The sequence below is a fragment of the Flavobacterium xizangense genome (assembly GCF_054075145.1).
Map to the genome: position 1 here is coordinate 261,305 of NZ_JBSIPG010000003.1, position 23,696 is coordinate 285,000.

General features: G+C 32.1%; 21 protein-coding genes. 7 read left to right on the forward strand and 14 right to left on the reverse strand.

Annotated elements, in window-relative coordinates; genetic code table 11:
- Positions 1-37: 37 nt before the first annotated feature.
- The 3 genes from ACWA1B_RS11330 to ACWA1B_RS11340 all read right to left on the reverse strand — a co-directional run bounded on the left by ACWA1B_RS11330 (position 38) and on the right by ACWA1B_RS11340 (position 2,513).
- Complete coding sequence (locus ACWA1B_RS11330; RefSeq protein WP_456906907.1) at positions 38-1,390, reverse strand: GH1 family beta-glucosidase; 1,353 nt, start codon at positions 1,388-1,390, stop codon at positions 38-40.
- A 263-nt stretch (positions 1,391-1,653) separates the two neighbouring features.
- Positions 1,654-2,322, reverse strand: coding sequence for a response regulator (locus ACWA1B_RS11335; RefSeq protein ID WP_456906909.1), 669 nt, complete (start codon positions 2,320-2,322; stop codon positions 1,654-1,656).
- Between the two features lie 32 nt (positions 2,323-2,354).
- On the reverse strand, positions 2,355-2,513 hold the full coding sequence (locus ACWA1B_RS11340) for a hypothetical protein (protein ID WP_456906911.1): 159 nt from the start codon (positions 2,511-2,513) through the stop codon (positions 2,355-2,357).
- Between the two features lie 369 nt (positions 2,514-2,882).
- On the opposite strand from ACWA1B_RS11340, the gene ACWA1B_RS11345 reads away from it, so the two are divergent.
- Positions 2,883-3,800, forward strand: coding sequence for a hypothetical protein (locus ACWA1B_RS11345; protein ID WP_456906913.1), 918 nt, complete (start codon positions 2,883-2,885; stop codon positions 3,798-3,800).
- A gap of 332 nt (positions 3,801-4,132) precedes the next feature.
- On the opposite strand, the gene ACWA1B_RS11350 is transcribed toward ACWA1B_RS11345, so the two are convergent.
- From ACWA1B_RS11350 to ACWA1B_RS11395, 10 genes are all read right to left on the reverse strand, one after another.
- Positions 4,133-4,543, reverse strand: coding sequence for a single stranded DNA-binding domain-containing protein (locus ACWA1B_RS11350; protein ID WP_456906915.1), 411 nt, complete (start codon positions 4,541-4,543; stop codon positions 4,133-4,135).
- 92 nt (positions 4,544-4,635) lie between these two features.
- A complete protein-coding gene (locus ACWA1B_RS11355; RefSeq protein ID WP_456906917.1) occupies positions 4,636-5,691 on the reverse strand; it encodes a type I restriction endonuclease in 1,056 nt (351 codons plus the stop codon).
- A gap of 167 nt (positions 5,692-5,858) precedes the next feature.
- A complete protein-coding gene (locus ACWA1B_RS11360) occupies positions 5,859-6,758 on the reverse strand; it encodes a hypothetical protein (protein ID WP_456906919.1) in 900 nt (299 codons plus the stop codon).
- A gap of 4 nt (positions 6,759-6,762) precedes the next feature.
- On the reverse strand, positions 6,763-8,031 hold the full coding sequence (locus ACWA1B_RS11365; RefSeq protein ID WP_456906921.1) for an ABC transporter permease: 1,269 nt from the start codon (positions 8,029-8,031) through the stop codon (positions 6,763-6,765).
- A gap of 3 nt (positions 8,032-8,034) precedes the next feature.
- Positions 8,035-8,430 (reverse strand): hypothetical protein, encoded by a 396-nt coding sequence (locus ACWA1B_RS11370; RefSeq protein ID WP_035647569.1) that lies wholly within the window; start codon positions 8,428-8,430, stop codon positions 8,035-8,037.
- Positions 8,431-8,449: 19 nt separating this feature from the next.
- The gene (gene yidD, locus ACWA1B_RS11375; RefSeq protein ID WP_456906923.1) at positions 8,450-8,731 is read right to left on the reverse strand and encodes a membrane protein insertion efficiency factor YidD; all 282 of its coding nucleotides are present in this window, start codon (positions 8,729-8,731) and stop codon (positions 8,450-8,452) included.
- Position 8,732: 1 nt separating this feature from the next.
- Entirely contained in the window at positions 8,733-8,963 is a 231-nt protein-coding gene (locus tag ACWA1B_RS11380; RefSeq protein WP_456906925.1) for a hypothetical protein, read from the reverse strand.
- Positions 8,964-9,111: 148 nt separating this feature from the next.
- Positions 9,112-9,780, reverse strand: coding sequence for a response regulator (locus ACWA1B_RS11385; RefSeq protein WP_456906927.1), 669 nt, complete (start codon positions 9,778-9,780; stop codon positions 9,112-9,114).
- Positions 9,781-9,786: 6 nt separating this feature from the next.
- Complete coding sequence (locus ACWA1B_RS11390) at positions 9,787-11,304, reverse strand: tetratricopeptide repeat-containing sensor histidine kinase (RefSeq protein ID WP_456906929.1); 1,518 nt, start codon at positions 11,302-11,304, stop codon at positions 9,787-9,789.
- Between the two features lie 239 nt (positions 11,305-11,543).
- On the reverse strand, positions 11,544-11,714 hold the full coding sequence (locus ACWA1B_RS11395; protein WP_456906931.1) for a hypothetical protein: 171 nt from the start codon (positions 11,712-11,714) through the stop codon (positions 11,544-11,546).
- Between the two features lie 366 nt (positions 11,715-12,080).
- Between ACWA1B_RS11395 and ACWA1B_RS11400 the strand changes: the two genes are divergently transcribed.
- A complete protein-coding gene (locus tag ACWA1B_RS11400) occupies positions 12,081-13,037 on the forward strand; it encodes a hypothetical protein (protein WP_456906933.1) in 957 nt (318 codons plus the stop codon).
- A 58-nt stretch (positions 13,038-13,095) separates the two neighbouring features.
- Here ACWA1B_RS11400 and ACWA1B_RS11405 read toward each other — a convergent pair whose 3' ends face one another.
- The gene (locus ACWA1B_RS11405; RefSeq protein WP_456906935.1) at positions 13,096-14,712 is read right to left on the reverse strand and encodes a L,D-transpeptidase family protein; all 1,617 of its coding nucleotides are present in this window, start codon (positions 14,710-14,712) and stop codon (positions 13,096-13,098) included.
- A 448-nt stretch (positions 14,713-15,160) separates the two neighbouring features.
- On the opposite strand from ACWA1B_RS11405, the gene ACWA1B_RS11410 reads away from it, so the two are divergent.
- The 5 genes from ACWA1B_RS11410 (at position 15,161) to ACWA1B_RS11430 (ending at position 23,521) form a co-directional block, all read left to right on the forward strand.
- Complete coding sequence (locus ACWA1B_RS11410; RefSeq protein WP_456906937.1) at positions 15,161-17,314, forward strand: alpha-glucuronidase family glycosyl hydrolase; 2,154 nt, start codon at positions 15,161-15,163, stop codon at positions 17,312-17,314.
- Positions 17,315-17,481: 167 nt separating this feature from the next.
- Positions 17,482-18,219 (forward strand): SDR family NAD(P)-dependent oxidoreductase, encoded by a 738-nt coding sequence (locus ACWA1B_RS11415; RefSeq protein WP_456906939.1) that lies wholly within the window; start codon positions 17,482-17,484, stop codon positions 18,217-18,219.
- A gap of 175 nt (positions 18,220-18,394) precedes the next feature.
- A complete protein-coding gene (gene uxuA, locus ACWA1B_RS11420; protein WP_456907039.1) occupies positions 18,395-19,558 on the forward strand; it encodes a mannonate dehydratase in 1,164 nt (387 codons plus the stop codon).
- A 233-nt stretch (positions 19,559-19,791) separates the two neighbouring features.
- Complete coding sequence (locus ACWA1B_RS11425) at positions 19,792-22,368, forward strand: glycosyl hydrolase 115 family protein (RefSeq protein ID WP_456906941.1); 2,577 nt, start codon at positions 19,792-19,794, stop codon at positions 22,366-22,368.
- A gap of 43 nt (positions 22,369-22,411) precedes the next feature.
- Positions 22,412-23,521, forward strand: coding sequence for an endo-1,4-beta-xylanase (locus ACWA1B_RS11430; protein WP_456906943.1), 1,110 nt, complete (start codon positions 22,412-22,414; stop codon positions 23,519-23,521).
- The last annotated feature ends 175 nt before the right edge of the window (positions 23,522-23,696 follow it).

Sequence of the window (23,696 nt, forward strand, 5' to 3'; positions counted from 1 at the left end):
AATGGGAAAGGCTTTTGCTATTTTTAGGAATAAAGTCTTAGGATAAAAAATCTTTGAGCCAGAATCCAGAATTTTTAATGGTTCTTTTTTGAGTCTCAAAATCAACATGAATTAGTCCAAATCTGGCGTTGTAACCTTCGGCCCATTCAAAGTTATCGGTAAGCGTCCATACGAAATAGCCATCGACATTTAAGCCGTCTTCTTTGGCTTTCAAAATTTGTTCTAAATGATCCTGAATATAATGTGTACGTTTAATATCGTACACTTTTCCGTTTGTAACCGTGTCCGGGAAAGCGGCACCATTTTCGGTAATTATAATTTTTTTGATGCCGTCGTATTCGTTAAATCTTTTTAAAACATGGTAGAGAGCAGGAGGGTAAACTTCCCAGCCCATATCAGTTGCAATGACATTCCTTTTCTCGGCACTAATTAATTCGGCACCGATATAGGGAATTATTAACGACGATTTTACAACTTCTCTGGTATAACATTGTAGACCAATAAAATCGAATTCAAAATCTATGTTTTTCAAATCATCGGGCGCAATATAATTGTTTAGTTTTTTTAAAACAGGTAAGTCGCCTTGTGGATATCCAAGGCCTAAAAGCGGTTCGATAAAAGTTCTGTTAAGCAGAGTGTCAACACGTTTTGCGGCTTCAACATCTTTTTGACTTGTTGTAGCGGGTTCAATATGAGTTGAAGAAAAAGTAGTTCCAATATTGGCATCAGGAATTCTGTTTCTAAGTATTTTTCCTCCGGCAGCAGTTGCCATTGTAACGTGATGCATGGCTTTTAAGTAGTTTGTAATTCCTTTTTTTCCAGGTGCGTGAATGCCCAAAAAATAACCAGCTCCGGTAAAAACAGAAGGTTCGTTGATCACCATCCAGTTTTTAACGCGATCGCCAAAATGCTTTGCACAAATTTCGACATATTCTGAAAACCAGGAAATAGATTCGCGATTCGTCCATCCGCCTTTTACTTCAAGCGCATGTGGCAAATCCCAATGATAAAGCGTAACCCAAGGTTCAATTTCCTGAGCAAGCAATGAATCAATGATTTTATTATAGTAATCAATTCCGGCCTGATTTACAGGATGAGTTCCTGTAGGCATAATTCGTGGCCAGCTGATAGAAAATCTAAAATTCGGGATATTTAATTCTTTGATTAAATTAATATCGTTTTCATACGAATTATAGAAATCACAAGCGGTTACAGCATGATGTCCGTTTTTAATTTTCCCTTTTTGAGAAGTAAAAACATCCCAGATCGAAGAACCTTTTCCGTCTGCATCATGAGCACCTTCAATTTGAAATGCGGCGGTAGAAACACCCCACAAGAAATCCTCTCCAAATTGATTTTTGTTTAGAAATGAGTTTTCAACTTTATTCATTCAACTATATGTTCCTTGATTTTTAAATGATTTTTAATGAAGGAAAGAAGATTGCATAGCTCTTAAAAAAAGCCACTCTTTGAAAGATACCAGAAAATTTAGATTAAAGAATTTCATAACTTTTACTTTTACTCAAATTAAGAAAACTAATGTGAATAAATTGTAAAGTCATTATTATCAAATAATTAAATAAGATGAAAGTAACGAAAAAAACGATAAAAAGCCCCCGAAGGAGCTTTAGAAATCAAAGTATTTTCAGAGATTTAGATAATCCCCATATCCTTTGCGATAAAAACTAACTGAACAGTATTATTAGCTTTAAAAAAATCTTTTAGTTTTGATAATCTTTTTTCGATGGCGCTTTTACTGTTAGGTTTGATATCGGCATTTTTGAAAATTTCGATAACATCATCCTGCGATTGTCCTTCAGATAAATATTTTAGGATTTTAATATCAATATCATCAATTTCGAAATTATTTTTTTCCTGCAATAATGAAGCAATTTCCGGTGAAATAAATTTTTCATCAGAATCAGATATAATACCTATTGCCTTTTTAAGCTCTTCGATGCTGTTTCTGCCTTTTAGAACGAAGGCATTTATTGCTGCATTTTCAAAAAGCGATTTTATACGATAACTTTTATCTTCTACAGAATAAGTAATGATTTTAATGTCTGGCTGTATTTCGCGTGTTTTCTGAACTAATTCGTCGCCACTTGCCAGCTTTATATCACGATGATCTGCCTTGAAAGAAAGGTCACTTATCAATAAATCATAAGGATCATTGTCCTGAATAGCTTTTCGTATTTTTAAAAAGGCATCGTCACAATATTTGGAATAATGAAAATTTTCAATTCCTAAATCTTTCAGGACTTGTTCGATTCCAAAATTGATGCTATCAAGGTCTTCGGCTATAATTACTTTTTTAAACATATAAAAATTATTTAGGCATGGATATCTTTACTTTAAAAACCTCTATTAGGTTCATTGTCAAAAGTAATAGTTCCTTTTTGGGGTAGAAACTCTTCTGGAAAATCGTCGGTATAATTTGATTTTGCACGTTCTATTTCTTTTTTAATACGATCATATTTATCATCATAACAAGAAAATAATATTGTGTTCAAATAGAACTAAAAAATATTTTTTCTTTTTTATTATGGTTTAAAAATTTGGCATAAGCATTGCTATTCAGAATTGTTCTGAATCGTTTTTTGGGTAATGAAACTTTCTGTTTGTGAAGAAAAGAGCGTAAAGTAGTAAGTCTTGATTTAGGTTTTCCTTCTAAACTAAAATTTACGGTTTCCCGCAATTTCTAGGTGAACTAGTTTTGTAAATTTGTTATGATCGCGAGTCAGAACGAGCACTAATTCTAAGGTAAAGTAATCATTTATTTTCCTTTGAATTGAGAAGGAAATCCGGAAATTCCAAATGTTCCAGATTTTCTTGAAAAATCCGAGAATTAATCCTAAAAATCCTGAAAATCCTGAATGTATATGGACCACATTACACGATGCAATTATGAAAAAGCTTATAAAGAAGCTATACGAACAAAATATAATATTGAAAAAGAATTAGGAGAAAATTCCAATTATCTGGAGACACCTTCTCAAGCCCATTTGAGAGATTTATGTTGGAAAATATTACGTGAAAATCCTGCTCCAGACGATTTAAAAGTGTATTGGGATTTTAAAGGTGTTCCTTTCGATAAAAATAGGGAAGATACTTGCACAACCTATACGGATAAGTATAAAAAAGTAGGCGCATTTTTGAAGGGAGAGAAAGAACCTCTAAAAATAGATACCGTTGATATGGCTGCAATTTTGATTGATTTTCAGCCAAGGCCTTTCAGAAAATTTAAGGCTAAAGCAATGTCTCAGGAAGAGCAAATTACTGTTTCTAGTCCCGACGTTTTATACAAAAATGAAATTGAGAAAACTGACGAAAATTTAAAACACCCTGAAAAAGCAGTTTTTGCGAAAACACCAAATAAGAAAAGAAAAATTAGAATTTATAAGTCAAAATTTAAAATGTTTCGAATTGCAACAATAACGTCTGTTGTTTGTTTGATTGGCGTTATTGTTTATCTGGCGCTTCCGCATAAAGAATGTATGCAATGGTCTGGTGATCATTATGAGCTTGTTAGGTGCGATTTGAAATCACAAAGTTCGCTTACACGAAATCCAGTTGAATTATTAGATGAAAGCTTGGTTCATTTGAAGAAAGTAGATATTGATGATCATACTATTTGTTTTGATAAATACGGACGCGCTATAATTTGGTATGCCCAAACTGCTGATGGAATTGACTTTTTTAACGGTCACGGAAGGCATCCTGAAAATAATATTGCACTGAAACCAGTCACAAAAGATATTTTTAGAAAATATGCACATAAGGCTAGTGCGGAAAAATAAAAAACCTCCCAAAATAAAGTTTATTTTGGGAGATTTTATAATTCGTTTTTATTGATTCGGTTATTCTTTCTTTGTACAATTGCCATTCGTTGAATAATACAAAGAAGAAATTAATCTTCCCAACCACAAAGCGTCAAACCGTATCCTTGAGCTTTTTTAAGGCTAACTTTTGTAATTTCATGATTACACGAACTTAGTCCGCGACAGTTTGCGTTATAGTGATATCTTTTGGCGCCTGTTGGACCACATAAATATACTGTCGTTTCGAGCGGACAAAATGAAGTTAAAAAAGTAAAGAGAAGTAATAAAGCATATTTCATTTTTGGCCTAATTTATTTTACTGCTAAGTGATATTCATTTCCTTTATTATCAAATGCTTTTAATTTTCCGTATGAAATCCATTCTGTACAAATTTCTAGCTCAGGATTGCTATCTAGCATTAAAATTCCTGCACCATATTTTCCTTGAACATTTATATTTCCAAAAACCGAATCACCTTTGTAATTTATTCCTTTTACAACATAATTGTATTCGTAATGACCTGGATTTCCTGTGCGGTATTCATATTGATAGGTTTTATTTACGTGATAAGTTTTAGCTTCTTCTGGTGTAATGGTTTTTCGGTCGTCTGCGGTAACTGTATCTTTATAAAATGAATTTATTTGTGGCGGAGGCGGAGCAGCAATTTTTTTACAAGAATAAAACGTAAATAATAAAAGTAAGATGAGGTAATTTTTTAGCATAGGCTTTGTGGTATTTGATTTAGAGCTAAAAGCTTTTAATTTCTAAATCTAATTAGAATTAAATTCTTTATAATGAGTACTTATACGTGATTTTATTCTGTTTCATAGAGCGCCACAGTATCTAATAATTCTTTCTCAAACTGATAAATATCGTCGATTGTTGAAATCGAAATTTTTGACTCTGTTTTATTGTCATTAAACAGGCTTATGTATTTTTTACCGCCATTAAGATGCAGTCGGCATAAAGGCTTACGGTTGTTATCATCTAGTAAGATTCCAAAATAGGATTGCGTATCGCGATAAACAATTCTGTTGGTTGGAAGTTTTCGGCGTAAAATGGCAACCACTATTCGATAACCGTCTAGTTCTTCTTCAGTTGTATTAATTTTATTGTCATCTTCAATTACTGAAATTTCTTCGACTTGCTGTTTAATTGTTTCTTTTGTTAAAGCGGCATTTAAACGATCATTAATTTTATCATTGATAAATTGATTTACTGATTTTTGAACTAAGTCTTTAAATTCATCAACAACTTTTTCAGTTAGTCTGCCTGCGTATACCTTATTGGCAAAAAGTTTTGTAAAATCATTTGAAGGGTTTTCTAATTCTACACTTATCTGTTTTTTGATTTCTTTAATGTATTTTAGAGAACTGGCATTGCTTACAATATTATTTACATCAAAATTGGCTTTATGAAACTTTGCAATTTCATTTATTGTATTTTCCTTTAAATTGCTGATGTCAAATTCCAAAAATGGTTTTTCATCCATTTTATTTTGATCATCTAAATCGGTAAAGAATTGATATTTAATGCCATTTGTCAAAAGCGCAAATCTAGTTTTTGTAACATGGAAATAGCGAAATAATTGAGAATTATGTACCGTAAGATTTTCTTTCCAGCTTTTGCATTCTACAATTATAATGGGTTCTCCATTTTGAAAAATAGCATAATCTACTTTTTCTCCTTTTTTAAGCCCAAGATCTGCTGTAAATTCAGGAACTACCTCTAACGGATTAAAAGCATCATAACCCAAAATATGTATAAAAGGCAATACGAAAGCATGTTTTGTAGATTCTTCAGTTTCAATTTTACTTTTCAGCTGAGTAATTTTATCGGCTAATGATTTTAGTTGAATGTTGATTTCCATTTGATTTTATTTTTGATTATTATTCAAAGGTAAAACTGGTATAATCAATATTTTATGGAAATCCGTAATCTGATAAAAATTAGAAAAGAAAATTTTTTAGAAAAGGATTTAAACAGAAAAAAGAGGACAATAAAGTTCCTCTTTAAAGCATTTAGGTTTTGAATTTTTTACTCTTTTTCTAGAATAAAATCCTTTATAATTTTATCAGTATTTGAAGGTAGATCAGCATTTTTAATTTCGAAATGTTTTATTTTCATTTCTGAGAACCATTTGCTCCAATACGCTTTTATAACTTTTTCCTCAAACGGATTATTTTTACTTGGATTTATTCCTAAAACTAAAACTTCGAGATTCGATAAATCTTTATCAATTTTAATGAATCCAAAATTTTCTTTCTCGAATTTTTTCTGCCAATCGTTGTTATTTAATCCATTCTGTTTAATTAGCTGAGGTGTTAAATAGCTGGATAAATTTCCATCTTTGATTTGCGTACCTTCATAAAACATATATCCATCTGTCAAAATAATCAAGATGTTTCTGTAATTCTTATCAATACATTGATCTTGAATTTTGCTATCAAAAAAATTCCAAATGTCAGAGCCAATATATTTATCATCTTTAATTGCTGACTCGTATATTTTTGATGTTTTTGAAGAATAGGTTTCGTTGATAGAATTCAATAATTTTTTTGAAGCATTGTCTTTGTCAACAGTAATTCTTAACTCTTTGGAAATAGAATTAATTTCAGAATTTTCAGGTTCAGGATTAAAGAATAATTGCATTTTGTCATCAATCTGCCTCATTCTTTTTGATTTCAAATGCTGAGTAAAAGCTTCAGAAACCGATTTGATATATCCTAAATCTCGTTGATAGATTTCCATAGTTGAATTTGGATTTTTTTTGAGACTTATTCTATCCGATAAATCAATTAGAATACTGATATTATAGTTTTCTGAAATGGAACTTTTATGTGCTGTTTCTTTTTCTTCAGTCTTAGAATCTTCTTTGCAAGAAAAAAATAAAATCAATAGTAAAGACATTACAATTTTTAGTATAGTTTTTTTCATAGTATCAGTTTTTAGAATATACTAAATGTTGAAAATCTGGATCGACTAAGTTTAATTTGCTTAAATGTTCTTCAGAATAAAGTTCACAGCTTTGTAAAAGTTCTTCTTTCTCTTTATAAGGTAACGCCAATTCAGTACCAATTGCCTGAAACCAGCCTTCTTTATATTGATGATGATAATGCAGATATTCTTTTACAGGAAAAACAAAACCATCTATTTTCGATTGTAGTTCAGAGATTTTTCCATTTATGGTGACAATCTGCTGTTTGAAATCATTTGTTTTATTGATATAATCTGTCTTCAATTTTTCAAGATTGATTAAATTTTCTTTTTTTCCTCTGATGAACGCTCGTATTTTATCAATATTTTCAAATTCTTTCATAACAAAATCAAATACAAGTCCCCAGATAATATACACTACAAAACCGGCAAATATGATCATCCAGAATTCTGGTTCGCCTAAAGCGATATTTAAATTGTAAGGAGAAGATTCTGTTGTTTTGTTAAACTCGTATATTTTTTTCTCAATAATATAAGCCAAAAGAGAATCGAATAAAAATGTAATAGCAAAAAGAGAAATAAGTCTAAAAACATTTTTAAGTCCTTTACCTTTTTGTACCATGTGAATAACATAGCCTAATCCCATAAAAACAAACGGAATTGTCACGACTAAAACTCCTTCGAGCCAGCTCGCTTTAAATGCATTTGTAAAAGCATCGGCATCGAAAATTGCTGCGGTTAAACTGTCATTTGAAAATTCTTTAAAAAAAGCAGAATAAGATGCTGAAATATAGAATACTAAAACATAAAGTGTGATTGGTAATAAAAGAATCAAACCAATATAGAACTGCGCTTTTAAACCTTTTCCTTCGTCTATTCCATATTTGTCGGGATTACGTTTTACTTCGATAATTTCGTTTTTAATTTGGTCAATATTGGCATTGATATCCTGTTCTTTTTTTTCATAAATGCCAATTGCAGCTTCAGATTTTTTAAGCTCAGTTCTATTTTTTTCCTGCTCTTCTCGATAAGGCTGTTTCAATCTGTCTTGTTCAAGTTTTTGTTTTCGGCATTGGTCTTCAAAACTCATGTATAAATTTTGGAGACAAGCTTTTAGAACAATTGGCTTTCCGGTGGCTTTTATAGAAGCGGCAAAACCGCTTTGATAATAAGTGATTCTAATTTGCTCTCTGTCGTCTTCGTTTTCATCAAAAGATTTTATAGCAGAATCTTCAGATTTTTTTAAACTAAATAATTGTGAAAGTGGTTTCATAGTTTAAGTGTTTAGTTGACTAATAATTTCTTCTTTGCTGATATTTTTTTGAACACAATCAATTAAATAATCAGATAGATCATTAATGTTTTCTTCGACGAAATCAAATTTTCTGCAATATTTTTTGAGCATATTTAATTCGTCGTCAGTTACTTTTTCATCTGCCCAAATTATTTTTGTCAGATCATACAAGTACTCAATTTTTGTAGTTAAAGCTTCTGGAATTATAAATTCTACATTAATAGGATTCAGAAAAAGTTTGTCCAATTCTTCTTTTGGAATTCCTCTTTCGTCAGCAAAATGATATAACATTTGTAGTTCTAATACATTAAATTGATCGTCTGCCATTGCCATTTGATACAATCTCAAGAAATGACTTTTAAGTTCTAGTGTTATCATAGTTTGGATAGTTTTTGATTTAATTAATTAATCTGTCAGCAATTTCTTCCCTCTCAATTATTATTTGCGAAGGAAGAATCATTTGTATTTTATCATTAATTGGATTCTGAAAAATTGAAAAATTTCCTCTGCAGTTTTTATATCGAAATTGAAATGCTTTTAAACCTTTTATAAAACCTTCTTTTTGAGTTATTTCAAAAACATAATTAGAGCAGGATTTTTTAAAAATGCATTTTCTTCTGTTAGACTGAGGAATTAATATCCAATACAATCGAATACTTAATAAAATGAAATATTTCATTTTATTTTTCAAAAACGATTAAGTGTGTGAAAAGTGTTTGAGCAGGTCTTGCTCCAATTCCAAAACATCCTAATTCTGCATGAACAAAAGTTGTAATGTTTTCTACTCGAACATATTTCCATCCTTTATCAGTATGATATTTTATTGCACTTTCTAATTGTTCTGCGATTTGTGAAGATGTGTTTTTCTTTAAATCGATTGAAGCGGCAAATGGTATTACTTTGTGTTCCATAATTTTTTAAGTTTTAATTAGTTGATTAATAACCCAAAAGTAAAATCAATAAAACCAGTATTTTACGGAAATCCATAATCCATAAAATTTTAAATTTGGGCAATAAAAAAAGCCCCCGAAGGAGCTTTAAAATAGGAATAGCAGGAATTTAAATTATTCCCATATCTTTTACAATTGAAATCAAATGAAGCGTATTATTGGCTTTAAAAAAGTCTTTTAATCTCGAAAGTCTTTTTTCCATAGCGCTTTTACTGTTTGGTTTAGTTCCTAAAGTTTTTAGAATTTCTATTATTTCATCTTGAGAAATGCCATCGGCTAAATATTTTAAAATCTTAATATCTAACTCTTCTATTTCAAAATTGTTTTTTTCCTGTAAAGCGGAAGATATTTCTGGAGAAATAAATTTTTTATCCGAAGTTGAAATCAGATTGATTGCTTTTTTTAATTCTTCAATACTGTTCAAACTTTTTAAAACAAAACCATCTATTTCAGCATTTTCAAAAAGCGATTTAATACGAAAGCTTTTGTCTTCAACAGAATAGACAATTATTTTAATATCAGGTTGTAATTCGCGTACTTTTTGAACCAGTTCATCTCCATTTATAATATTGGGTTCACGATGATCTTTTTTAAAAGAAAGATCGCTAATTAATAAATCAAACGGTTCATTTTTGTGATTTGCGGCGCGTATTTTTAGAAATGCATCATCACAAAATTTAGAATGTTGGTAATCGGCAATATTTAAATCTTTCAAAACTTGTTGAATTCCTAAATTCATTGCATCGATATCTTCAGCTATTATTACTTTTTTAAACATAGGCTTTTATTTAGGCATCGTTATTTTTGCTTTAAAACCTTTTTGAGGTTCGGTTTCAAAAGTAATCGCTCCTTTTACAGATAAAATACGGTTTTCCATATTTTGTAAACCATTTTTTATAATTTTTGATTTTTCAGAGCCTTTTCCGTTGTCTGAATAATTTATAAAGATTTTATTACTGTCGGTTTCAAATTTTAAAACAACTACCGAAGCTTCACTATGCTTTTTCATGTTAACCATTAGTTCTTGTAAAACGCGATGAATTGTTATCTTTTTAAGCTCTTCAATTACATCCCAATTTATTTTTTCGACACCATTAATGGAGACATTTATATTTTTGTCGCTGTAAGTAGAAAGCATTTCTTTTAAATTTCTAGAATAATTTTTTCCAGTATCGATATCATTATTCTCTCTTGAAATACCTCGAACGCGAGTATAAATATGATTTAGTTTTTGCAATAAGATTCCTGTATTATTTTCGGCTGTTAAAGATTGAGTTTGTGTAAAGGTTATGGTGTCGAAAACATCATTTGCCAATTCATCATGTATATCTTTTGCAATTCTTGTTTCAGTGTCGTAGGCCGTTTTTATTTTTTCGATTCGATTTATTTTTCGATAATATTTTCTGAGATAAAAGATCAATATGGACAAAAAGCAAAAAATGACAATGAATAAATATTGTTTAAATTGTGCTCTTTCTAAGAATAATTGATTTTCAGCTTTTTCTAAACGAAGTTTCTGATTTTCATCTTTTTCCTTTTGAGAGTCATATTTGATTTTGGCAAATTTGTTTTTAAAATTATTGCGAACTTTTATGATACTGTCGTTCAAAAAAGAAAATTGCTTAGCATAGTCGGTATTATTTGTCAATGACTTATTAATCATTAAATAAGAAAGCGCTTCTAAACGTTCATCAATACTATGAAGTTTTGTTGCAGTTTTGTAAGCCTTTAAAGCGTAATCTTTTGATTGTAAAGGATCATTTTCAGTATAAAGTTCAGCGAGATGCAAATTGCTTTCAATGCTTCCATAATCATAAGGAACATTTTTTCTTAACTCTAAACTATATTTTATAAGCTTAAGTCCTTTATCAGTCTGTCCATTTTTAGATAAAGCGTAACCCCAATTATCTATATATCTCGCTTTGAAATTTTCTGATTGATCTGCTGATGTTTTTATATTCGAAATAGAATCAAGAATTTTTATGGCCTGATTGTATTTTTTTTGATGAGTATAAACTACTGCAATGTTGTTTAAAGTGTTTTCTTTACATGAAGGATCTGGGCAATCTTTCAAACCTTGATTATAATAATAGATTGCATCATCAAAATTAGATAATTCTTTTTCGGCTATTCCGTATAAAGTATTGATTGTGGCGGTGTAAATATCTTTTTTCTTGATATAAGGCAGGGCTTCAGTAAGAGTTTCTCTGCTTCCGTAATAATCACCATTGACTTGTTGGATTTGGGCGACTTGAGCAAGGATAAAAACAATATTTGTACTGTCTTTGACTTTTTCATACATTGTTTTAGACTTATTATAATAGTAAAAGGAACTATCATAATTTGCTTGTTCAAATTTTTCAATGCCTTTATTTCTAATCTCTAAAGCTTCTTTTTTTATGATCTCATTTTTTACAGGAATAGTAGCTTTGTTTTTGCATGAAAAGCAAAACAGTAAAAAAAGAAAATAAAAAAACGGGGATCGTAACATAAAATTTACTTTCCCCGAAAATACAAATTTATTGTTTTTAATGGACTTTTTTATTCATCTTTTGGAGGTGGAGGAGGAGGAACTGTATCTCCAGGGCCATCAGCATAAGTTGGTTTTATAGGATTAATTTCTTTTTTAACATCATCATATTCGTCGGCTGTGCAAGAGAATAATGTAGCTGACAATAGCGCAAACGCTCCCAATAAAAATATCTTTTTCATGTTTTTTACGATTAAATTTTAGACATGGGTATTGCTGTCCGGAACTATTCCAGATCTAGTCGATACCATTTTTTGTTTGGGAAGTGAAATGCGTAGAACAGTAAGATTTTCATCTATACTTCCCGGATAAATTCCGTCTTACGGTTTTCCGCATTTTTAATAAAACTAGTTTTGTATTTTTGTTTTTAACCTGCAGGTCATAACGTTAACTAATTTTGTTGAAGCAAAGTTATGTGGGGTTTAGAGCTGTATTGATCAGAAAGTCAGGAAAGTCTAATTAGTTTTTTTAAAGTCGGGAGAAGTTCTAAAAAGTCACAAAAAGTAGAATAAAGTACTTTAGAAAAGTTGTAAAAAGTTCAAATACCTATGTCAAACATTACTTTTGAAGATTATAAAAATGCTATTAAAGCGAAATATGAAAAGGAAAAAGAAGAAGGGGATTATTCAAATAATTTAAGTTCGCCAACAACCGCAAATCTTAGAAAATTATGTGTCAAAAGATTTAAGTCAAATCCTGATAAAGAAGACTTAAATGCTTTTGAATCTTTTTTTGATTTTCCATTTGATAAGGATAAAAAGAATTTGTTTGGAGATGATGAGATGAACAAATTAGAAGCGGTTAAGAGATTTTTTCAAGGTAAAACGGAGAAACCATCTGAAGATACTATTCAATTGGCCGCAATACTTGTAGACCTTCGGCCAAGACCTTTTAATAAGTATAAGAAACAAATGGATGAAGAAGATGTACAATTGATAGATATCCTTAGAGGTACATCTGATTCAGTTAAAGAAGTTTCTTCAGATAATTTGAGTGATAAAGTAAAAGTTGAAAACTCAAATGATTCAAAAACAGATGATGTTATGGAAGAACCTCTACCAGTTCAAAGTAAGGAAGTTAAATCTGAAGAAACATCAATATCGACTTTTGTTAATATGGATGAGAAACCAAAATCTAATAAATTAAAATATTTAGCAATTGTAGCTGTTCTAGCTGGATTGGGTTTAATCATTTTTTTAGCCTTGCCACGAAAAGAATGTATGCAATGGTCAGGTGATCATTATGATATTGTAGATTGTAATTTAAAATCGGAAGAATTGAGTAATCCTGTTGAATTATTAGATGAGAATTTAGTTGGTCTTAAGAAAATAAAGGTTTGTGATACAACAGTTTATTTTGATAAGAATCATAATGCAATTATCTGGTATGCAAAAAGAGGAGATAGTATTGATTTTTTTAACAATCACGGAAGGCATCCAGAAAATAATAGCCCGTTAAGACCAGTTACAAAATATATTTTAGACAAGTACGTCAATAAGAAATAGAAAAAACCTCCCAAAATAAAAATTACTTTGGGAGGTTTATTGATGAGGTTTATCACGTCTATTCCTGATCAGATTTATAAGCAGTATCATTTGGAAACAACATTCCGTTTAGGCGAGTATCTCTTTGATAAACATCAGGATAAAAATTCATATTTCCGTCTTTCGTAACCCACGCGGTAAAATAACCTATATAAATAGGGATTTTTTTCTTTAAGAAAAAAGGTGTTTCTTTTTCGCCGCTCATGGCTTCATTTATTTTATCAATTGTCCATTCTGGATAATCTTTCATCATTGAAACGGCAAGTTCTTTCGCTTTTTCTACGTTGATGCAACCGTGGCTGAAAATCCGTTTTTCAAAACCAAATAAACTTTTAGATGGCGAATCATGCATGTAAATGTCGTTGGGATTTGGAAACATAAATTTCACAAGCCCTAAAGCATTTTCCGGACCCGGTTTTTGCCTTACTTTCCCACCATTCCATTCCATTCCATGATCGGCTAGGTAATTTTTGTCTTCGGCCATTTTTAGTTTTAATTCGTTTTGGATAATACTTGTTGGAACATACCAATACGGACTAAAAACAATTCTATCAATCTGGCCACTAAAAATAACCGTTTTGGTTAATGGAGTTCCAATGAAAACCTTCGATACAATATCAAAATTTTTATCTCTAACAAAATACAGCATAAACGATGGAATATTAACCATTACATATTCGCTTTGATCTTCCAAGGATGGCGGAATCCATCTACAGCGTTCCATATTCAGCATTATGGTTTTAATACGATCGCTGATAGGTTCATTCATTTGGTCAATATGTTCTTTTGAAAGTATATAATTTGGCGACAATGCATGTCTTAGTTTATATTTCATTACACCATCCATCAATTCCTGATCATAAAAATTGCTTTTAGAATCATTGGCTAAATCGCCAATTATGAATAAACGATGTCTAACATCGGCAATGGTTTGTGAAGTAGCATCAGGACGCAAATCTTGATAAGGCTTGTCCATATAGATGGGAGTCCATTGATTACTTTTTTCGATTTCGCGGTATTTTTTTAAAACTTCCTGAAGCTTGTAATATTGGCTGAAAAGAACATGTTTATTTTCCTTTAATAAATCGGGATTGCTGACGATTGAATCTAATAAAGTCTCATAAGACAATTTTTTCTTTGGCAAATACCACTGAATTTTATTTTGTTCATCGGCATCAATTCCCTGATAAACATGTTTGGCGTATAAAATGTACATGGAACTCAGTAAAAGTTCTGTATCAGATTCTGAAATTTTTGATTTCGATGGTGATTCTTCGTTAAAAACTTCGTCAATTTTCTTTTTATACGGAATATCAATTTGGACACCTTCTTCGTAAGTTGAATTTAATTTGTGATATAAAAGATATCCAAATTCGTTTATATCATTTCCTTCATACCAAATGGGTTTATAGGCTTTATCCTTATACAAAGCCGCAACATCAGTTTGATAGGATTTTAAATCAGAATATTTTTTGAAAAATGCAGCGATTGAGGCAGTAGTAATTTCTGGAGAGCTGGTAGAAAAAGCAATTATTTTAGGTGCTTCAGAAATATGCAGATCATTTTTTGAAAAAACAGTTGAGGAATTGAAAAAAATCCCCAGTAAAAGAATTACGGCAAAAGTAAAGTTTTTCATTTTTTTCGATTTTACGTTATAGATCCTTTTTGAAAACAATGGAAACAAGCAGTAAGTTGTAAAAAAAAATGATTTGGGGAAATCGATATTCTTACTCAAATTTATAAAAAATATCTTAATATTTTGATGTTTATATTTTAAGAAAATGTTTAAAAAAAATAATAACGGTTAAAAGTGAAAATTACATTATTACGATGAACGAAAGTGCAGGATAGTTTTTCAAATTATCCTGCTTTTATTTGTTAAAGAAATTATTTTTTGAAAAAAAATGAAGCAAAAGTTTTTTTCTTCAAATGCAAACTTATATTTTTACGCAACCGATTGCAATTGTTGTTTTATTTCGAATAATGTATTTTTTGAATTAAAATTTTATCAAATATTTTTATACAGACGAAAAACACTGATTCATTCAAATTTGAAATTTTCAAGAATAAATTAAAAAACCAAAATGAATTCATTACGATTTGTTTTCCTTTTTCTTCTGATTTCCTTTTCCACTTCGGCACAAAAGGATTATAAATTGTGGCTTCAATATAATGCCGTGAATAATACTTCAATGGCTTCAGAATATAAAAGTAATCTTAAAGGAATTGTTGTTTTAGGAAACTCCGAAACGATTAAAGTTGCCAAGAAAGAACTTAAAACTGGATTTTTAGGCATGTTAGGAAATGTTCTCGAAATTAAATCGGAAGTAAAAGAAGAAAATAATCTTATTGTAGGCGCCGAATCTTCATTAAATCCTGAAATAAAAAAGGCAATTCATTCTGATTTTGATAAAATAAACAATGAAGGTTTTATCATCAAATCGATTTCGATTCAAAATAAAAAACAAATCATTATTACGGGAAAAAATGACGTTGCTGTTTTATACGGCGTATTTAATTTCCTGAGAATATTGCAGACGAATAAATCGATTAAAAATTTAAACATTGCCGATTCTCCAAAAACAAATATCAGAATTCTGAATCATTGGGATAATTTGGACAGAACGGTCGAAAGAGGCTATGCCGGATTTTCGCTTTGGAACTGGCAGAAACTGCCTGATTTTATTGATCAGCGTTATATTGATTATGCCAGAGCAAACGCTTCAGTTGGAATCAACGGAACGGTTTTGACCAATGTCAATGCAAACGCCTTAATTCTGACGCCACAATATTTGGAGAAAGTTGAGGCTTTGGCCAATATTTTCAGACCTTACGGTATGAAAGTGTATTTAACCTCGAGATTTTCGGCACCAATTGAAATTGGAAATCTAAAAACTGCTGATCCAAAAGATCCTGAAGTGATTAATTGGTGGAAAAACAAGTCGGCTGAAATCTATAAACGAATTCCGGATTTTGGTGGATTTTTGGTAAAAGCCAATTCAGAAGGTCAACCGGGCCCACAAAATTACGGAAGAAATCATGTTGACGGAGCCAATATGCTGGCTGATGCCGTTGCGCCTTTTGGAGGTGTAATTATGTGGCGAGCGTTTGTATATTCAGAACATGATGCAAATGACCGCGCCAAACAAGCTTACGCCGAATTTCAGCCTTATGATGGAAAATTCAAAGAAAATGTAATTGTTCAGGTAAAAAACGGAGCTATTGATTTTCAGCCGAGAGAACCTTTTCATCCGTTATTTGGAGCGATGCCGAAAACGCCATTAATGATGGAATTTCAAATCACGCAGGAATATTTAGGCTTCAGTACGCATTTGGTTTTTCTGCCTAAATTATTTCAGGAAGTTTTAGAATCTGACACTTATCAAAAAGGAAAAGGTTCAACAGTTGCAAAAGTTATTGATGGTACTTTATATCAAAACAAATTAACCGGAATTGCTGGCGTTGCCAATATTGGGAACGATTTAAACTGGACCGGACATCCTTTTGCGCAGGCAAATTGGTATGGTTTCGGTAGATTGGCATGGAATCCATATTTGGATTCTGAAACGATAGCTGATGAATGGTTGAGGTGTACTTTTTCAAATGATGAAGATTTCGTTAAACCGGTTAAAAATATAATGATGGAATCACGCGAAACGGTTGTCAATTATATGACACCTCTTGGATTGCATCACATTATGGATACTGGTCATCACTATGGACCAGGACCTTGGGTTTCGAATTTGTCAAGACCAGAATGGAATCCGACGTATTATCATAAAGCAGACAAAAACGGAATTGGTTTTGACCGATCAAAATCGGGTACAAATGCAGTTTTACAATACGCACCAGAAGTTACCAATCTTTTTGATAATTTAGAAACTTGTCCAGAAAAGGATCTTTTATGGTTTCATCATGTTTCATGGGATTATAAACTGAAAAACGGTCAGACGCTTTGGAATGGTTTGGCACTCAAATATCAGGAAGGCGTAAATCAGGTTGCAGCTATGCAGAATGTCTGGAAGAAAACGGAAAAATATATCGACAACGAACGCTTTAATGAAGTTCAAATGTTATTGGAAATTCAGCACAAAGAAGCAAAATGGTGGCGAGATGCCTGTTTGTTGTATTTTCAGCAGTTTTCAGGAAAAGAACTTCCGGCGGGGGTAGAAAGACCAACACAAACATTGGATTATTTTAAATCATTAAAATTTCCTTTTGCACCGGGAAATGGATAATAAATTGAGTAATTGTAAAGCGGATTAAACGGATTCGCTATCACGAAGACACGGAAAAAAACGGATTTTTTCCTTTTAAAATAATAATAAAAAATCTGTGTAAATCAGCGCTTTCGCGATAGCGAATCCGTTTCATCCGCGTACTAAAAAAATAGACATTAAAAATTATGAGCAAAAAATCGGCAATTGTAACCGGAGGAAATTCGGGTTTAGGATTTGCAACAGCAAAAAAACTTTGTGATAACGGAATCACAACGTACATAATAGGAAGATCAAAAGAAAAAACAGAAGAAGCTTGCAAGGAAATTGGCGAAAATGCTATTCCGGTAATCTTCGATTTGAATGATCTGGCCGGAATTCCTGCCATGATTGAAGGTATATCAAAAGATAACCCGATCGATATTTTGGTAAACAATGCCGGAATCAATCTGAAAAAGGAATTTTTAGACGTAACCGATGAAGATTTCTTATCCATAATTCACACTAATCTTTTAAGTGTTTTTGCAGTCAGTAAATCGGTTGTAAAAAACATGAAAGAAAACGGCGCAGGAAGTATTGTAAACATCAGCTCGATGGCATCACAATACGGAATTCCGAAAGTTATCGCTTATTCAGCCAGCAAAGGTGCAATCGAATCGATGACGCGTGCTATGGCGGTAGAATTGGCTCCATTCGGGATTCGTGTCAATTGCGTTGCTCCTGGCTTTATTAAAACGAAAATGTCGGCTAAAGCTTTGGACAGCGATCCAGAAAGAAAAAATAAAGTGCTGGGAAGAACGCCAATGGGCTTTTTGGGAGAACCTTCGGATATTGCTGATGCAGTTTATTATTTTGCTTTAAGCGAATCAAAATACACAACCGGAACTATTTTGCCTGTTGATGGCGGGAATAGTATTGGGTTTTAATTTAAAGTTACTAAGGAGCAGAGGTTCAAAGGTTCAAAGGTTTTTTAAAGCCACAGATTAGAGGATTATAAAGATTAAATCAGCTCAATCTGCTATCCCGATAACTATCGGGAGCGGGAAACAAAACTTTGCGACTCTGCGCCTTTGCGAGATTAAAAAAATAAGTATGACAAAAATGCAACAAACAATGCGTTGGTTCGGACCTCAGGACAACGTTACTTTATTAGATATCAAACAAGCTGGAGCAACTGGAATTGTAACGGCTTTGCATCATATTCCAGTTGGAGAAATTTGGACAATTGACGAGATTAAAGAAAGACAGCAAATTATTAAAAATGCAGGTTTGGAATGGTCGGTTGTGGAAAGTCTCCCTGTTCACGAAGAAATAAAACGTGCTTCTGGGAATTATGTTCAATACATTGAAAATTATAAAATCAGTTTAAAGAATCTGGCAGATTGTGGAATCAAAATCATTACTTATAATTTTATGCCAATTCTGGATTGGGTAAGAACGCATCATAATTTTATAAACATTGATGAAAGTAAAGCTTTACTCTACAATCAGGATGCATTTACCTATTTTGATGTATTTCTTTTAAAAAGGCCGAATTCAGAAAATGATTATTCAGATACTGAAAAAGAAAAAGCGTTGCAATTTGGAAATCAATTGTCTGAAGATGAAAAAACATTATTATTTAAAAATGTTTTATTAGGATTGCCAGGAAGTAAAATCAATTTTACGGCCGAACAAATTTTGGCGCTTTTAGAAAATTATGCTGACATCGACAATCAAAAATTAAGGGAAAATCTAATTTACTTTTTATCTGAAGTAACTCCGATTGCTGAGCTAAATGGGCAAAAATTAGCGATTCACCCAGATGATCCGCCTTTTTCGGTTTTAGGTCTTCCAAGAATTGTTTCAACAGAAGAAGATTTGAAAGCGATTTTTGATGAGGTTCCTTCTAAAGCAAACGGATTGTGTTATTGTACGGGTTCATTGAGCGCTGATCCAAAAAATAATCTGGAAAAAATAATTGATGATTATGGTGACCGAATTCACTTTTTGCATCTTCGAAATACCGTCCGCGAAAGCGAAACTATTTTCCGTGAATCAGAACATTTAATTGGCGATGTGAAAATGGAAGTGATTGTAGAGAAATTATTACTTCTAATGAACAGAACTAAAACAAGCCTTCCAGTTCGCCCAGATCATGGTTTTTTGCATGCAGTTGATGAAAAAACAGAAACTTATCCTGGGTATTCCTTAACAGGAAGATTAAAAGGTTTGGCAGAATTGAGAGGATTGGAAATGGGAATTGCTTATAAATTGAATTTGTAATATTATTGATATCACACGCCCTGTTTGTCATTCCGAGGAACGAGGAATCTCCGCGAGAAGCTCTACAAAGATTGGATTCACGTTGCGGCGTTACTTACGGAGATTCCTCGTTCCTCTGAATGACAAAATAGAACGGAAAAATTGAAAGAACGAAAAACTATGTTTATTAAAACAAGTGAAACGCCTTTTTGCAGACAAAGAAAAACTATGATTCTATGTGTTTAAAATTTAAGATGCTAAATATAATTTCTCTGCTTTTCCTTATAGGATTAAGCACAAATACATATGCCATAAATCCAGAGAAATATATAGTAAATCAGTCTTCTGCTAAAAATTTCCCTTTAGTTTCGAAAGGAAAAATAGCTTCAATTTTGGTTGACGATAAAGATTATGCAGGAGTTTTAAAAGTAACAGGACATTTAGAAAACGATCTTTTTAAAGTTTCTGATTTGCATTCGAAGAGAATAAAAAATATTTCTGAAGCCGAAGGTTTTGTTGTCATAATTGGAACATTAGGGAAAAGTGAAATCATTGATCAATTAGCCAAAGAAGGAAAAATTGACGCGAATCAGCTTCAGGGAAAATGGGAAAAATTTACCACGCAAATTGTTGAAAATCCGTTTAAAGGAATAAAAAAAGCCTTGGTAATTGCAGGTTCAGATAAAAGAGGAACAATTTACGGAATTTACGATTTGTCTTGCCAGATTGGTATTTCTCCATGGTATTTTTGGGCAGATGTTCCGGTTAAAAAACAATCGGAATTGCATGTTTTGCCAGGAATACACTCGCAGGGAGAACCAAAAGTAAAGTATCGTGGTATTTTTATAAATGATGAAGCGCCTGCATTAACAGGCTGGGCTTTTGAAAAATTTGGCGGATTCAATTCGAAATTTTACGACAACGTTTTTGAATTGATTTTGCGAATGAAAGGCAATTATTTATGGCCAGCGATGTGGGGCAGAATGTTTTATATGGATGATCCTCAGAATGCTGTTTTGGCCGATGAATATGGAATTGTGATGGGAACTTCGCATCACGAACCGTTAACGAGAGCGCATGCTGAATGGGGAAAAGAAAAAGGAAAATGGGATTTTAATACCAATTCAGAAACCTTGATTAATTTCTGGAAAGACGGAATTAAACGAATGGGAAATAAAGAAACCATTGTGACAATTGGAATGCGAGGCGACGGCGATGAACCAATGACTAAAGGAACTGCCATTGGACTTTTGGAAAATATTGTAAAAACACAGCGTAATATCATTCAAGAAGTTACTAAAAAGCCAATTGAAGAAACGCCTCAAATGTGGGCGCTTTATAAAGAAGTTCAGGATTATTACGACAAAGGAATGACGGTGCCCGATGATGTAACACTTTTATTGTGCGATGATAATTGGGGAAATATTAGAAAACTGCCGGAACTGAATGCCAAAGCAAGAAAAGGCGGTTACGGAATTTATTATCATTATGATTATGTTGGCGGACCTCGAAATTATAAATGGATCAATACCAACCAAATCGAGCGTACTTGGGAACAAATGGATCTGGCGTATCAACACGGAGTTGATAAAATTTGGATTGTTAATGTTGGTGATATAAAACCGATGGAATTTCCAATTGAGTTTTTCCTTGATATGGCTTGGAACCCAGAAAAGTTCAATGCCGGAAATTTACAAGATTATTATGTGAATTGGGCAAAAGAGAATTTTGGAGGTCAGCTTGCAGTGGAAATTGCTGAGATTTTAAAATTATACACCAAGTATAATTCTCGTAGAAAACCTGAATTATTAGATGAGAAAACGTATAGCATCACAAATTATAACGAAGCAGATCAAGTTGTTACGGATTATCAAATATTGGTTAAAAAAGCCAATGCAATAAACGAGAAATTGAAACCTGAATATAAAGATGCCTTTTATCAGCTGGTTTTATTTCCGGTTTTGGCAAGTGCCAATTTAAACGAATTGTATGTCGCGACGGCCAAAAATCATTTATATGCAGAGCAGGGAAGAGCTTCGGCAAATGATTATGCTGAAAAAGTAAAAATGTTATTCGAAAAAGATAGTCTGCTGACAAATTATTATCATACCAAAGTTGCAAGCGGTAAATGGAATCATATGATGTCACAGACGCATATTGGATATACAAATTGGCAACAGCCCGATAAAAATGTGATTCCAAAAACGAAAACAATTGAGGTTTCAAATAAAGACGAAGCGAAAATTTCTATGAAGGCTGAGGTATCAACTAATAAAAATAGAAATTTAGGTCATGTTCGAGGTTTTGTTGAGAACAACGGTTATATTTCGATAGAAAGCAAAAACTATTCTAAAGCAATAAATTCAGATGCTGTAAAATGGACTATAATCCCAAATCTTGGTAAAACAGATTCTGGAATAACAATAAAACCTTCGAATGTTCAGCCGATTGAAATTTCACAACAGTCACCAAGATTAGAATATGATGTTCATTTTTTCAGCAAGGGAAAGATAAAAGTAAACGCCTATTTTTCGCCAACAATCAATTTTAAAATGGGTGATGGATTAAAATACGGAATTGCTTTTGATTCGGAAAAACCGCAAATTATGAACCTCAATGCAGATTCGTCAGAAAAAGCTTGGGCGTCATCGGTTGCAAATAATATTAAAATAATTACATCGGAACATCAAATTGAAAAATCAGGAAATCATGTTTTGAAAATTTATGCGATCGATCCGGCTGTGGTGCTCCAGAAAATTGTAATTGAAACAGAAGAAGGAAAAGTTTTGGAGTCGTATTTAGGGCCACCGGAAAGTTTTAGGAAGAAATGACAAACTGAGCGAAAAAAACTATTAACTATTAAAACCACAAAATATGAAATTTATTAACCCTTATGTGTTTGCCGTCGCAACGTTGCTGATGGTAAGTTGTTCTTCGAAAAAAGAAACGCTGTCGTTAAAAGATGCTTATAAAGACGATTTCTATATCGGTACGGCTTTAAGCGCTGACCAAATTCAGGAAAAAAATACTAAAGAAGATTCGTTGATTAAAAAAGAGTTTAATGCAATTACAGCGGAAAATATTATGAAATCAATGTTTGTGCATCCGCAAAAGGATAAATATGATTTTACATTAGCTGACAAATTTGTGGCGTATGGCGAAAAAAATAAAATGTTTGTTCACGGACATACTTTGATTTGGCACAGTCAATTAGCGCCCTGGATGGAAAAAATAAAAGACAGTACCGAAATGAAAGCGTTTATGCAAGATCATATCACGACAATTGTTTCTAAATACAAAGGAAGAATTGGTTCATGGGATGTTGTAAATGAAGCTTTAAACGAAGATGGAACTTTAAGAAAGTCAGTATTTTTGAATACACTTGGAGAGCAATATTTAGTTGATGCATTCAAACTTGCTGCAAAAGCAGATTCAAAAGTAGATTTGTATTACAACGATTATAATATTGAAGAACCTGCAAAAAGAGCTGGAGCTATCGCTTTAATCAAAAAAATAAAAGCGGCAGGTGGAAAAGTGGATGGAGTTGGAATTCAGGGACATTGGCGATTAGCAAGTCCATCAATTGAAGAAATCGAAAAAAGTATTTTGGAATATTCGGCTTTAGGAATTAAAGTTGCATTTACGGAATTGGATATTACGGTCTTGCCAAATCCATGGGATTTAAAAGGTGCTGATGTAAATCAGAAATTCGAAGGAAATGAAAAAATGAATCCATATCCAAAAGCATTGCCAGATTCTATTCAGAATAAATTAGCTGAACGTTATGTTTCTATTTTCAAGTTATTTTTAAAGCATAAAGACAAAATAAGCAGAGTTACTTTTTGGGGCGTTCATGACGGACAATCATGGCTAAATGACTGGCCTATAAAAGGAAGAACAAATTATCCGCTTCCATTTGATACTCAGTTGAAACATAAAAAAGCATACGATAGCATTCTTCAGCTTAAAGCAAAAAAAGAATAAAAAAGAGTGCGAATTCTATTTATTGAGAATGCGAACTGACTGTTTTTCTGAAAATAATGCAATTAAATAAAGTAAATTTGGATGGTGTATTTTTTTTACTAAATTTACACAACCGATTGCTTAAGTAAAAAGCTTTTGAAATCAGTATAAGAGCTAACTGAAATGATCGATTTTT